Source organism: Pseudomonas sp. RL_105y_Pfl2_101 (assembly GCF_963970585.1).
Taxonomy (GTDB): domain Bacteria; phylum Pseudomonadota; class Gammaproteobacteria; order Pseudomonadales; family Pseudomonadaceae; genus Aquipseudomonas.
The window spans coordinates 31905-44468 of the sequence record NZ_CAXAPG010000006.1 but is presented as its reverse complement, the minus strand read 5'-3'; the positions used below and the strand labels follow the sequence as shown (position 1 = coordinate 44468).

General features: G+C 62.2%; 9 protein-coding genes. 8 read left to right on the top strand and 1 reads right to left on the bottom strand.

All coding sequences use genetic code 11. The features are described 5' to 3' along the window. Positions 1-91 precede the first annotated feature (91 nt). The 7 genes from AACY31_RS09325 to AACY31_RS09295 all read left to right on the top strand — a co-directional run bounded on the left by AACY31_RS09325 (position 92) and on the right by AACY31_RS09295 (position 9191). Complete coding sequence (locus tag AACY31_RS09325) at positions 92-1600, top strand: sigma-54-dependent transcriptional regulator (protein ID WP_339475488.1); 1509 nt, start codon at positions 92-94, stop codon at positions 1598-1600. Positions 1601-2029: 429 nt separating this feature from the next. Continuing rightward, complete coding sequence (gene gcvH / locus AACY31_RS09320; RefSeq protein ID WP_339475490.1) at positions 2030-2413, top strand: glycine cleavage system protein GcvH; 384 nt, start codon at positions 2030-2032, stop codon at positions 2411-2413. A 10-nt stretch (positions 2414-2423) separates the two neighbouring features. After that, positions 2424-5273 carry an aminomethyl-transferring glycine dehydrogenase gene (gcvP, locus tag AACY31_RS09315; RefSeq protein WP_339504362.1) on the top strand — a complete coding sequence of 950 codons (2850 nt, stop codon included), beginning with the start codon at positions 2424-2426 and terminating at the stop codon, positions 5271-5273. A gap of 186 nt (positions 5274-5459) precedes the next feature. Next, positions 5460-6836, top strand: a complete 1377-nt coding sequence (locus AACY31_RS09310; RefSeq protein ID WP_339475495.1) for an L-serine ammonia-lyase — start codon at positions 5460-5462, stop codon at positions 6834-6836. Between the two features lie 39 nt (positions 6837-6875). Then, on the top strand, positions 6876-8000 hold the full coding sequence (gene gcvT, locus AACY31_RS09305) for a glycine cleavage system aminomethyltransferase GcvT (RefSeq protein ID WP_339475497.1): 1125 nt from the start codon (positions 6876-6878) through the stop codon (positions 7998-8000). 394 nt (positions 8001-8394) lie between these two features. Beyond that, on the top strand, positions 8395-8607 hold the full coding sequence (locus AACY31_RS09300) for a cold-shock protein (RefSeq protein WP_166591775.1): 213 nt from the start codon (positions 8395-8397) through the stop codon (positions 8605-8607). A gap of 95 nt (positions 8608-8702) precedes the next feature. Then, positions 8703-9191 (top strand): RDD family protein, encoded by a 489-nt coding sequence (locus AACY31_RS09295; RefSeq protein WP_339475502.1) that lies wholly within the window; start codon positions 8703-8705, stop codon positions 9189-9191. Positions 9192-9433: 242 nt separating this feature from the next. Here AACY31_RS09295 and nadA read toward each other — a convergent pair whose 3' ends face one another. Next, entirely contained in the window at positions 9434-10492 is a 1059-nt protein-coding gene (gene nadA / locus AACY31_RS09290; protein WP_003205010.1) for a quinolinate synthase NadA, read from the bottom strand. Positions 10493-10808: 316 nt separating this feature from the next. Between nadA and AACY31_RS09285 the strand changes: the two genes are divergently transcribed. Next, positions 10809-12560 carry a copper resistance system multicopper oxidase gene (locus AACY31_RS09285; RefSeq protein WP_339475504.1) on the top strand — a complete coding sequence of 584 codons (1752 nt, stop codon included), beginning with the start codon at positions 10809-10811 and terminating at the stop codon, positions 12558-12560. Positions 12561-12564 lie beyond the last annotated feature (4 nt).

Genomic DNA, 12564 nt, shown 5'->3' with positions numbered 1-12564 from the left:
AATGGAAATCAGTGTATGACCAGGATTTCACCAATAGCCCGCCCCAAGGCATACTGGCCACCCTCCGCACTCCAGAACCCAAAACCGCCCCATGCGTATCCACGTCAGTTTCATCGACCGCGTCGGCATCACCCAGGAAGTCCTGGCCTTGCTCGGTGGGCGCAATCTCAATCTGGATGCGGTGGAGATGGTGCCGCCCAACGTCTACATCGACGCCCCGACCCTCAGCCCGCAAGTGCTCGACGAGTTACGCGAGGCGCTGTTCAGCGTGCGCGGCGTGCAGGCCGTCACCGTGGTGGACATCCTGCCGGGTCAGCGTCGGCACTTGCAGCTCGATGCCTTGCTCGCGGCCATGACCGACCCGGTACTGGCCCTGGACAGTGCCGGCAAGGTGTTGCTGGCCAACCCGGCGCTGATTGCCCTGTACGGTCGTGAACCGGCCGGGGAAAGCGTGGCCGAGCTGTTCGGTGACGAGGCATTGCTGGACGCCTTGCTGGAGAGCGGTTTTCGCTTGCCGCTGCGGGAAATCACCCTCAACGGCCAGACGCTGCTGCTGGACGCCACGCCCATCACCGACGCCGGCGCGCTGCTGACGCTGTATCAACCGAACCGCATCGGCGAACGCCTGTCGGCACTGCATCACGATCACGCCGAAGGCTTCGACGCGCTGCTGGGCGAGTCCCCGGCAATTCGCACCCTCAAGGCCCGGGCCCTGCGGGTCGCGGCGCTGGATGCACCGTTGCTGATCCAGGGGGAAACCGGCACCGGCAAGGAATTGGTAGCCCGGGCTTGCCACGCCATCAGCGCCCGTCATGGCACCCCATTCCTAGCCCTGAACTGCGCGGCATTGCCAGAGAACCTGGCGGAAAGCGAGCTGTTCGGCTACGCCCCCGGCGCCTTCACCGGGGCCCAACGGGGCGGCAAGCCAGGCCTGATGGAGCTGGCGAACCAGGGCACGGTATTCCTCGATGAAATCGGCGAGATGTCGCCCTACCTGCAAGCCAAGTTGCTGCGTTTCTTGAACGATGGCAGCTTCCGTCGAGTGGGCGGCGACCGGGAAATCAAGGTCAACGTGCGGATCCTCAGCGCCACCCACCGCAACCTGGAGAAAATGGTCAGCGAGGGCTCGTTCCGCGAAGACCTGTTCTATCGCCTGAACGTGCTCAACGTCGAAGTCCCGCCGCTGCGTGAGCGCGGCCAGGACATCCTGCTGCTGGCGCGTTATTTCATGCAGCAGGCCTGCGCACAAATCCAGCGCCCGGTCTGCCGCCTGGCCCCCGGCACTTACCCGGCCCTGCTGGGCAACCGCTGGCCGGGCAACGTGCGGCAATTGCAGAATGTGATCTTCCGCGCCGCCGCCATCTGCGAAAGCAGCCTGGTGGACATCGGCGACCTGGACATCGCCGGCACCTCCGTGGCGCGCCAAGGCGATGTGGAAGTCGAAAGCCTGGAGCAGGCTATGGAAACCTTCGAGAAACACCTGCTCGAAAGCCTCTACGTCAACTACCCCTCCACCCGCCAGCTCGCCAGCCGCCTGCAAACCTCCCACACCGCGATTGCCCATCGGTTGCGTAAATACGGGATTTCCAACAAGCCATAAGCCCACCGCAATCCCCTTGTGGGAGCGAGCTTGCTCGCGATGACGGTAGCCCAGTCAGCCATAGGTTGACTGACACACCGCTATCGCGAGCAAGCACGCTCCCACTGGGTTCTGTGTTGTGGTCGAGAATCGCGTCAAAAACGACATCCACCTGTACTGAAAGCGCTACAGCGGAACGATATCGCTACACTCATCGCTAAGCAGCGCTGCGCAAGGCTTTGATCCCACAACGATTTTTTCCAGCCTCCCAGCTGTAGCGATTTCGCTACAGCGAAGTCGATCCAAGCTTCGACAAAACCAGCCAAACCATTGATATGTAAGCAATTATTAACATTGGCCGCATTCTTGCTATGGGTATTAGCATTCGGCCGGGCCAAGCCCCGCGCCTTTCTTCGCGTCCACCAGACGAATCTGGCCCCAGGAGTTTCCATGAGCGAGTTGCGTTTCACTGAAGATCACGAATGGCTGTGCACCGAAGCCGACGGCAGCGTCACCGTAGGCATTACCGCTTTCGCGCAGAACGCATTGGGTGACGTGGTTTTTGTGCAACTGCCTGAACTGCAAGCCTATGAAAAAGGCGCCGAAGCCTCCACCGTGGAGTCGGTCAAGGCCGCCAGCGGTGTGTACATGCCACTGGACGGTGAAGTGCTCGAAGTGAATGGCAACCTCGACAGCAGCCCGGAACTGGTCAACGAAGATCCTATGGGCGAAGGCTGGTTCTTCCGCTTTAAACCGACCGACGTCGACGCAGTGGCTAAGCTGTTGGATCAAGACGCCTACGACCGCCTGATCAAAGCCAACGCCCAAGCCTGAGGAGCGCCACATGACCGTTAATCTCGGCACTGCCAACGAATTCATTGCCCGCCATATCGGCCCGCGTGCCAGCGACGAGCAAGCCATGCTCGAGCGCCTGGGCTACGACTCCCTGGAGAGCCTGAGCGCCAGCGTCATTCCAGAAAGCATCAAGGGCACCAGCGTGCTGGACATGGGCGACGGCCAGAGCGAAGCCGATGCTCTGGCCTCGATCAAGGCGATCGCCGCCAAGAACCAACTGTTCAAGACCTACATCGGCCAGGGCTACTACAACTGCCATACGCCGGCGCCTATTCTGCGCAACCTGCTGGAAAACCCGGCCTGGTACACCGCCTACACCCCGTATCAACCAGAAATCTCCCAGGGCCGTCTCGAAGCGTTGTTGAACTTCCAGACCTTGATCAGCGACCTCACCGGCCTGCCGATTGCCAACGCGTCCTTGCTCGACGAAGCCACCGCCGCCGCCGAAGCCATGACCTTCTGCAAGCGCCTGAGCAAGAACAAGGGCAGCAACGCGTTCTTCGCCTCCGTACACAGCCACCCGCAGACCCTCGACGTGCTGCGCACCCGTGCCGAGCCCCTGGGCATCGACGTCGTGGTAGGCGATGAGCGCGAACTGAGCGACGTCAGCAGCTTCTTCGGCGCGCTGCTGCAATACCCGGCCAGCAACGGTGACCTGTTCGACTACCGCGAACTGACCGAACGCTTCCACACCGCCAATGCCCTGGTGGCGGTTGCCGCGGACCTGCTGGCCCTGACCCTGTTGACCCCGCCAGGTGAATTCGGCGCCGACGTGGCCATCGGCAGTGCCCAGCGCTTCGGCGTACCACTGGGCTTCGGCGGCCCGCACGCGGCGTACTTCTCCACCAAGGATGCCTTCAAGCGCGATATGCCGGGCCGCCTGGTCGGCGTTTCCGTGGACCGTTTCGGCAAGCCGGCCCTGCGCCTGGCGATGCAGACCCGCGAGCAACACATCCGCCGCGAGAAAGCCACGAGCAACATCTGCACCGCCCAGGTGCTGCTGGCCAACATCGCCAGCATGTACGCCGTGTACCACGGTCCCAAGGGCCTGGTACAAATTGCCAATCGCATCCATCACCTGACCGCGATCCTCGCCAAGGGCCTGGGCGCGCTGGGCCTGAGCGTCGAGCAAGAAAGCTTCTTCGACACCCTGACCTTGCACACCGGCGCGCAAACCGCCGCCCTGCACGACAAGGCCCGCGCACAGCGCATCAACCTGCGTGTCGTGGACGCTGAACGCCTGGGCCTGTCCCTGGACGAGACCACCAGCCAGGCTGACGTCGAAGCCCTGTGGAACGTGTTGGCCGACGGCAAGGCGCTACCGGACTTCGCGGCACTGGCCGCCAGCGTGCAAAGCCATATCCCGGCCGAGCTGGTGCGCCAATCGGCGATCCTCAGCCATCCGGTGTTCAACCGCTACCACTCCGAAACCGAACTGATGCGCTATCTGCGCAAACTCGCCGACAAGGACCTGGCCCTGGATCGCACCATGATCCCGCTGGGCTCCTGCACCATGAAACTCAACGCCGCCAGCGAAATGATCCCGGTGACCTGGGCCGAGTTCGGCACCCTGCACCCGTTCGCCCCGGCCGAGCAGAGTGCTGGCTACCAGCAACTGACCGATGAGCTGGAGGCCATGCTTTGCGCCGCCACCGGCTATGACGCGGTGTCCCTGCAACCCAACGCCGGTTCCCAGGGTGAATACGCCGGCCTGCTGGCGATCCGCGCCTATCACCAGAGCCGTGGCGACGATCGTCGCGACATCTGCCTGATCCCGTCCTCGGCCCACGGCACCAACCCGGCCACCGCCCACATGGCCGGCATGCGCGTGGTCGTGACCGCCTGCGATGCCCGCGGCAACGTCGACATCGAAGACCTGCGGGCCAAGGCTATCGAGCACCGCGAACACCTCGCCGCGCTGATGATCACCTACCCGTCCACCCACGGTGTGTTCGAAGAAGGCATCCGCGAAATCTGCGGCATCATTCATGACAACGGCGGCCAGGTGTACATCGACGGCGCCAACATGAACGCCATGGTCGGCCTCTGCGCCCCGGGCAAGTTCGGCGGCGACGTGTCGCACCTGAACCTGCACAAAACCTTCTGCATTCCCCACGGCGGTGGCGGCCCGGGCGTCGGCCCGATTGGCGTCAAGTCGCACCTGGCACCGTTCCTGCCGGGCCACGCCAACATGGAACGCAAGGAAGGCGCGGTGTGCGCGGCGCCGTTCGGCAGCGCGAGCATCTTGCCGATCACCTGGATGTACATCGGCATGATGGGCGGAGCCGGCCTCAAGCGCGCCTCGCAACTGGCGATCCTCAACGCCAACTACATCGCCCGTCGCCTGGAAGAGCACTACCCGGTGCTCTACTCCGGCAGCAACGGCCTGGTAGCCCACGAATGCATCCTCGACCTGCGCCCACTCAAGGACAGCAGCGGCATCAGCGTCGATGACGTGGCCAAGCGCCTGATCGATTTCGGCTTCCACGCCCCGACGATGTCGTTCCCGGTGGCCGGCACGTTGATGATCGAGCCGACCGAAAGCGAGTCCAAGGAAGAACTGGACCGCTTCTGCGACGCCATGATCTGCATCCGCGAAGAAATCCGCGCGGTGGAAAACGGCAGCCTGGACAAAGACGACAACCCACTGAAAAACGCCCCCCACTCGGCGGCTGAAATCGTCGGCGAGTGGACCCACCCTTACAGCCGCGAACAGGCGGTTTACCCGGTGGCCTCGTTGGTCGAGGGCAAGTACTGGCCGCCCGTGGGCCGGGTCGACAACGTGTTCGGCGACCGCAACCTGATCTGCGCCTGCCCGTCGATCGAAAGCTACGCTTGACCTGAACGGAGGGCGATCTGCCAGCCCTCCGAATCCCCTGTGGGAGCTAGCCTGCTCGCGATAGCGGCGTAACAGCCAATAGAGATGTTGCCTGACACTCCGCTATCGCGAGCAGGCTCGCTCCCACAAGGATCTATGCCCGACTTTAAACCGTCGATCCTCATAAAAAGAAACCGGAGAAACACCATGTCGTTAAGCGTGTTCGACCTGTTCAAGATCGGTATCGGCCCTTCCAGCTCCCATACCGTCGGCCCGATGCGTGCCGCTGCCCGTTTCGCCGAGGGGCTGCGTCGCGATGACTTGCTCAATTGCACCACCAGCGTCAAAGTCGAGCTCTACGGCTCGCTCGGCGCCACCGGCAAGGGTCACGGCAGCGACAAGGCCGTGCTGCTGGGCCTGGAAGGCGAGCATCCCGACACCGTGGACACCGAAACCGTCGACGCCCGCCTGCAAGCGATCCGCAGCAGCGGTCGCCTGAACCTGCTCGGCGAACACTCCATCGAATTCAATGAAAAGCTGCACTTGGCGATGATCCGCAAGCCGCTGGCCTTTCACCCCAACGGCATGATCTTCCGCGCCTTCGATACCGCAGGGCTGCAAGTACGCAGCCGCGAGTACTACTCGATCGGTGGCGGCTTTGTCGTGGATGAAGACGCGGCTGGCGCCGACCGCATCGTCGAAGATGCCACGCCCCTGACCTTCCCGTTCAAGAGTGCCAAGGACCTGCTGGGCCACTGCAGCACTTATGGGCTGTCCATCAGCCAGGTGATGCTGACTAACGAAAGCGCCTGGCGCCCCGAAGCCGAGACCCGCGCCGGCCTGCTGAAAATCTGGCAGGTGATGCAGGATTGCGTGGCGGCGGGCTGTCGCAACGAAGGGATTCTGCCAGGCGGGCTGAAGGTCAAGCGCCGGGCCGCGGCGTTGCACCGCCAGCTGTGCAAGAACCCGGAAGCCGCACTGCGCGACCCGCTGTCGGTGCTGGACTGGGTCAACCTGTATGCCTTGGCGGTCAACGAAGAAAACGCCTATGGCGGGCGCGTCGTCACCGCACCGACCAACGGGGCGGCGGGCATCATCCCGGCCGTGCTGCATTACTACATGCGCTTTATCCCCGGGGCCAGCGAGGATGGCGTGGTGCGGTTCCTGCTGACCGCCGCCGCCATCGGCATCCTGTACAAGGAAAACGCCTCCATCTCCGGCGCCGAAGTCGGTTGCCAGGGTGAAGTGGGCGTGGCCTGCTCCATGGCCGCCGGCGCCCTGTGCGAGGTGCTGGGCGGCAGCGTGCAGCAAGTGGAAAACGCCGCCGAGATCGGCATGGAACACAACCTTGGCCTGACCTGCGACCCGATCGGCGGCCTGGTGCAGGTGCCGTGCATCGAGCGCAACGCCATGGGCTCGGTGAAAGCCATCAACGCGGTGCGCATGGCCATGCGCGGCGACGGGCATCACTTCGTCTCCCTCGACAAAGTCATCCGCACCATGCGCCAGACCGGTGCCGACATGAAAAGCAAATACAAGGAGACCGCCCGCGGCGGTCTGGCGGTCAACATCATCGAATGCTGATGCGCTTGCCTCACTTCTACATTTTTTCCAGGAGCTGATATGTCCACCGAACAACTGCTGAAGACCCCGCTGCACGCGCTGCACCTCGAACTCGGCGCCCGCATGGTGCCGTTCGCCGGCTACGACATGCCGGTGCAATACCCTCTGGGCGTGATGAAGGAACACCAGCACACCCGCGATCAGGCCGGGCTGTTCGACGTGTCCCACATGGGCCAGATCCGCCTGACTGGCGCCGGCGCCGCCAAGGCCCTGGAAACCCTGGTGCCGGTGGACATCATCGACCTGCCGGTGGGCATGCAGCGCTACGCCATGTTCACCAACGACAACGGCGGCATCCTTGACGACTTGATGGTGGCCAACCTGGGCAACGACGAACTGTTCCTGGTGGTCAATGCGGCCTGCAAGGACCAGGACCTGGCCCACCTACGTGCCCACATTGGCGCGCAGTGCAGCATCGAGCCACTGTTCGAAGCCCGAGCCCTGCTTGCCCTGCAGGGGCCAGCTGCCGTCACCGTGCTTGCACGCCTGGCGCCAGACGTGGCGAAAATGACTTTCATGCAGTTCCAGCGCGTCACGCTGCTGGGCGTGGACTGCTTTGTCAGCCGTTCCGGCTACACCGGTGAAGACGGTTTCGAAATCTCGGTACCCGCCGCCGATGCGGAAAAACTGGCCCGCGCCCTGCTGGCCGAGCCGGAAGTCGCGGCCATCGGCCTCGGCGCCCGTGACTCCCTGCGCCTGGAAGCCGGCCTGTGCCTCTACGGCCACGACATGAACACCGAGACCACGCCGGTCGAAGCCAGCCTGCTGTGGGCGATGTCCAAAGTACGTCGTGCCGACGGCACCCGCGCTGGCGGTTTCCCCGGCGCCGAAACCGTGTTCGCCCAACAACAGGGCGGCGTGCGCCGCAAACGTGCCGGCCTGCTGCCCCAGGAACGCACACCGGTGCGCGAAGGCGCAGAGATCGTCAACGAAGCGGGCGTGATTATCGGGACGGTGTGCAGCGGCGGTTTCGGCCCGACCCTGGGCGGTCCGTTGGCGATGGGTTACCTGGACAGCGCCTATGTCGCGCTGGATACGCCAGTCTGGGCCATCGTGCGTGGGAAAAAGGTGCCTTTACTTGTAAGCAAAATGCCATTCGTCCCACAACGCTACTACCGCGGTTGATTGACTGTTTCTATAAGTAACGCGATTGCGTTATACGTGCACTAATGTGTAACGCAACCGCCATAAAAAGGTGCATATCCTTAGACATTCAATGGCGCTTATAACAGTCGTTAACCATTGAACTGGCCTATCGAATAGGCCCCGCCTGGCGATGTATGTAATTGCCTGAAAGCTGAGTAAATACGGGCTTCCCCGGGGGTTGTTTTTTCATTCGTAGTTGGCGTAGAGTTTGGTCACTGTGTTTGCATGGGTCGCTTGGAATCGTGACCTGGGCAGTAGCTTATGAAGTTCGCTACATCCCGTTCGACGTCTCTTACTTTCCTGCAACCCAGCCCCAGTACTCTTTCATGCGAAAGAGGCTGTCATCAATGTTAGCGTCAAAGGAAATAAGAAAATGTCTCAACGTCAGAGCGGTACCGTCAAGTGGTTCAACGACGAGAAGGGGTTTGGTTTTATCACGCCTGAAAGCGGTCCGGACCTGTTCGTGCATTTCCGCGCCATCCAGGGCAACGGCTTCAAGAGCCTGAAAGAAGGCCAGAAAGTCACTTTCGTTGCCGTGCAAGGCCAGAAAGGCATGCAGGCTGACGAGGTTCAAACCGAAGCCTAAGGCTTTCGCACACTAAAAAGGCCCCTGATTGATATCAGGGGCTTTTTTATGGGCGTAAATCCGTAAAATGGCTTCTTTTTTCAGCTGAGGCCGTCATGCCGAAACACCTGCTCACTCCCCAGGGCGACTTTCCTCCCGCCGGCCTGGGCCGTCGCCTGGCAGCGATGTTTTATGACTTCTTGTTGTGCACAGCGCTGCTGATCGTCACCAGCGGTGCCTATAAGATGATCCAGATGGCGATCATCGGCGAAGAAAAAATGCGCGCCCTGAGCGAAGCCGGCGCCCTGGACGGTGACCCGCTGCTGTCCACCGTGCTGCTGTTCGTGCTGTTCGGCTTCTTCGCCAAGTTCTGGACCCACAACGGCCAGACCCTGGGCATGCAAGTGTGGTGCATCCGGGTACAGAACGCCGATGGCACGGCCATCAGCCTATGGCAGGCGCTGTTACGGTTCGTGGTATCGATTGCGTCATTGCTGCTGGTGGGGCTGGGTTTCATCTGGGCGCTGTTCGACAAGCGCAAGCGCAGTTGGCATGACATCTACTCGGATACGCAGTTGGTGCGGATTCCCAAGAAGCCCAAATAAGAACACCACAAGGGCGCTTGCTCCCGCTCGGCTCTGTGGAGCTGTGTAGGAGCTGTGTAGGAGCTGTCGAGTGAAACGAGGCTGCGATCTTTCCCAGACACTTGAGTCTCAAGCGAAAGATCGAAAGATCAAAAGATCGCAGCCTTCGGCAGCTCCTACAGAGCCGAGTGGGAGCAAGCGCCCTTGCCATAAAAAGCTTGATAGGCCTCAAGACCGTTTAAAAGCCTCAAGCCTTCCAACAATCAGGCATTGCCCGCCAGCTTCATCCGCGCCGCCTGGGTGAAGTCCAGCATGCGCTTGAGCGGGCGAATCGCCTGGGGGATCAGCGCCGGGTCGACGAAGATCTCGTTGGCGCCCTCCTGCAAGCTCTTGAGCGTGCGTTCCAGGGTATTCATCGCCATCCACGGGCAGTGCGCGCAACTGCGGCACGCCGCGCCGTTGCCGGCCGTAGGGGCTTCGATGAAGACCTTGTCCGGGCACAACTGCTGCATCTTGTAGAAAATGCCTCGGTCGGTGGCGACGATCAGCGTCTTGTTCGGCAGGGTTTGGGCCGCAGCGATCAACTGGCTGGTGGAGCCAACGGCATCCGCCAGTTCAATCACCGACGTCGGCGACTCCGGGTGCACCAGGATCGCAGCATCCGGGTACAGCGCCTTCATGTCCTCCAACTGCTTGGACTTGAACTCTTCGTGGACGATACAGGCACCGTCCCAGAGCAGCATGTCGGCGCCGGTCTTGCGCTGGATGTAGGTGCCCAGGTGCTTGTCCGGCCCCCAGATGATCGTCTCGCCGTTGTCCATCAGGCTCTCGACGATCTCCAGCGCGCAACTGGATGTCACCACCCAGTCGGCCCTGGCCTTGACCGCCGCCGAGGTGTTGGCATAGACCACCACGGTGCGCTCCGGATGCTGGTCGCAGAACGCCGAGAACTCGTCCACCGGGCAACCCAGGTCCAGGGAGCAAGTGGCTTCCAGAGTGGGCATCAGCACACGTTTTTCGGGGTTGAGGATCTTGGCGGTTTCCCCCATGAACTTGACCCCCGCCACCACCACGGTCTTGGCCGGGTGGGCATTGCCGAAGCGGGCCATTTCCAGGGAGTCGGACACGCAACCACCGGTCTCTTCGGCCAGGGCCTGGATGATCGGGTCGCAGTAGAAGTGCGCGACCAGCACCGCGTCCTGAGCCTTGAGCTCGGCGGCGATGGCGGCGCGGTACCAGGCTTCTTGCTCGGCGGTCAGCGGCTTGGGCTGCTTGGCGTCGAGGTGGGCTTGGACCAGAAGGCGTTCGGAAATTTGCGTCATGTTCGCAAGACCTGCAAGCGCGTTTAGCGCGAAAGTCGAGTATACACCCGGCTCCGGACCACTCGGGTACCGCCGGGAAAGTGGGTATCAATCAGGCACGGGACAGCGTGAAGCCGGCAAGGCTACAGAATATCCCGTCGATGCAAAAGATCATTCTGACCTGTGCCCAACCCTAGAACCGGACGTGCGCCCCAGCGGGAGCAAGCTGACCGAAATGTAATCACCTGCCCCGCTGGCTTATGTCATCTTCTTTTCAAAGCGACACCAGGGAACAGCCCCCGTGTTCGCTGCGAATCGACTGACGGACTTCCATCGTATGCAAACAAAAACTTCCCGGCGAACCTTCGTAAAGGGCCTGACTGCCAGCGGCATCCTCGGCGGCCTGGGCTTGTGGCGCGCACCTGTCTGGGCAGTCACCGGCCCGGGCCAGCCCAACGTCCTGAGCGGCACCGAGTTCGACTTATTCATCGGCGAAAGCCCGGTCAATTTCACCGGCAACCCACGCACCGCCCAGACCATCAACGGCGGCATTCCCGGTCCGCTGCTGCGCTGGCGTGAAGGCGACACCGTGACCCTGCGGGTGCGCAATCGCTTGAGGGACACCACGTCCATCCACTGGCACGGTATCCTGCTGCCAGCCAACATGGACGGCGTTCCGGGGTTGAGTTTCAAGGGCATAGAACCCGACGGCATGTACGTGTATCAGTTCAAAGTCCGGCAGAACGGCACCTACTGGTACCACAGCCATTCCGGTTTCCAGGAACAATCCGGGGTCTACGGCCCGCTGGTGATCGATGCCAAGGAACCGGAGCCCTTCCAGTACGAACGGGACTACGTGGTGATGCTCACCGACTGGACCGATGAAGACCCCGGCGCCGTCATGCGCAAGCTCAAGAAACAGTCGGACTACTACAACTACAACAAACGCACCGTCGGCGACTTCATCGACGATGTGGGCAAGAACGGCTGGGCCAGCACCGTGGCCGACCGCAAGATGTGGGCTGAGATGAAGATGAATCCCACCGACCTGGCCGACGTCAGTGGTGCCACCTACACCTACCTCATGAACGGCCAGGCGCCGGACATGAACTGGACCGGCCTGTTCAAGCCTGGCGAACGTCTTCGCCTGCGCTTCATCAACGGCTCGTCCATGAGCTATTTCGACGTGCGCATTCCCGGCTTGAAGATGACGGTGGTGGCCTCCGACGGCCAATACGTCAAACCGGTGAGTGTCGATGAGTTCCGGATCGCCGTGGCCGAAACCTATGACGTCATCGTCGAGCCGACCCAGGAGGCCTACACCCTGTTCGCCCAGTCCATGGACCGCACCGGCTACGCCCGCGGCACCCTCGCGGCCAGGGCCGGGCTGTCGGCGCCAGTGCCGCCCCTGGACCCGCGGCCATTGGTGACCATGGACGACATGGGCATGGGTGACATGGACCACGGCAGCATGGGGCAAATGAGCGGTATGGACCACGGTTCGATGCAGGGCATGGACGACATGACCGGCATGGATCACGGCGCCATGCAAGGCATGGACGGTATGCTGTCGCCCCCCGACACCGTGAAAGACAACCCCCTGGTGGACATGCAGGCCATGAGCGTCAAGCCCAAACTCGACGACCCGGGCATGGGGCTGCGCGACAACGGCCGCAAAGTGCTGACCTACTCAGACCTGCGCAGCACCTTCCCCGACCCCGACGGCCGCGAGCCAGGCCGTACGCTCGTGCTGCACCTGACCGGGCACATGGAGAAATTCGTCTGGTCGTTCAACGGCGTGAAATTTTCCAACGCGGCGCCGCTGCTGCTCAAGTATGGCGAGCGACTGCGCATCGTGCTGATCAACGACACCATGATGACCCACCCCATCCACCTGCACGGCATGTGGAGCGACCTGGAGGATGAGAACGGTCAATTCATGGTGCGCAAGCACACCCTCGACGTGCCACCGGGCGCCAAGCGCAGCTACCGCGTCACGGCCGATGCCCTCGGACGCTGGGCGTACCACTGTCATCTGCTGTTTCACATGGAGATGGGGATGTTCCGTGAAGTTCGGGTGCAGGAATGAGGAG

What these genes read in the sequence shown, in the direction of transcription:
- gcvP (WP_339504362.1), top strand. Translation starts at nt 2,424, where the DNA reads ATGACCGTTAATCTCGGCACTGCCAACGAATTCATTGCCCGCCATATC.
- gcvH (WP_339475490.1), top strand. Translation starts at nt 2,030, where the DNA reads ATGAGCGAGTTGCGTTTCACTGAAGATCACGAATGGCTGTGCACCGAA.
- AACY31_RS09325 (WP_339475488.1), top strand. Translation starts at nt 92, where the DNA reads ATGCGTATCCACGTCAGTTTCATCGACCGCGTCGGCATCACCCAGGAA.
- AACY31_RS09300 (WP_166591775.1), top strand. Translation starts at nt 8,395, where the DNA reads ATGTCTCAACGTCAGAGCGGTACCGTCAAGTGGTTCAACGACGAGAAG.
- gcvT (WP_339475497.1), top strand. Translation starts at nt 6,876, where the DNA reads ATGTCCACCGAACAACTGCTGAAGACCCCGCTGCACGCGCTGCACCTC.
- AACY31_RS09295 (WP_339475502.1), top strand. Translation starts at nt 8,703, where the DNA reads ATGCCGAAACACCTGCTCACTCCCCAGGGCGACTTTCCTCCCGCCGGC.
- AACY31_RS09310 (WP_339475495.1), top strand. Translation starts at nt 5,460, where the DNA reads ATGTCGTTAAGCGTGTTCGACCTGTTCAAGATCGGTATCGGCCCTTCC.
- nadA (WP_003205010.1), bottom strand. Translation starts at nt 10,492, where the DNA reads ATGACGCAAATTTCCGAACGCCTTCTGGTCCAAGCCCACCTCGACGCC.
- AACY31_RS09285 (WP_339475504.1), top strand. Translation starts at nt 10,809, where the DNA reads ATGCAAACAAAAACTTCCCGGCGAACCTTCGTAAAGGGCCTGACTGCC.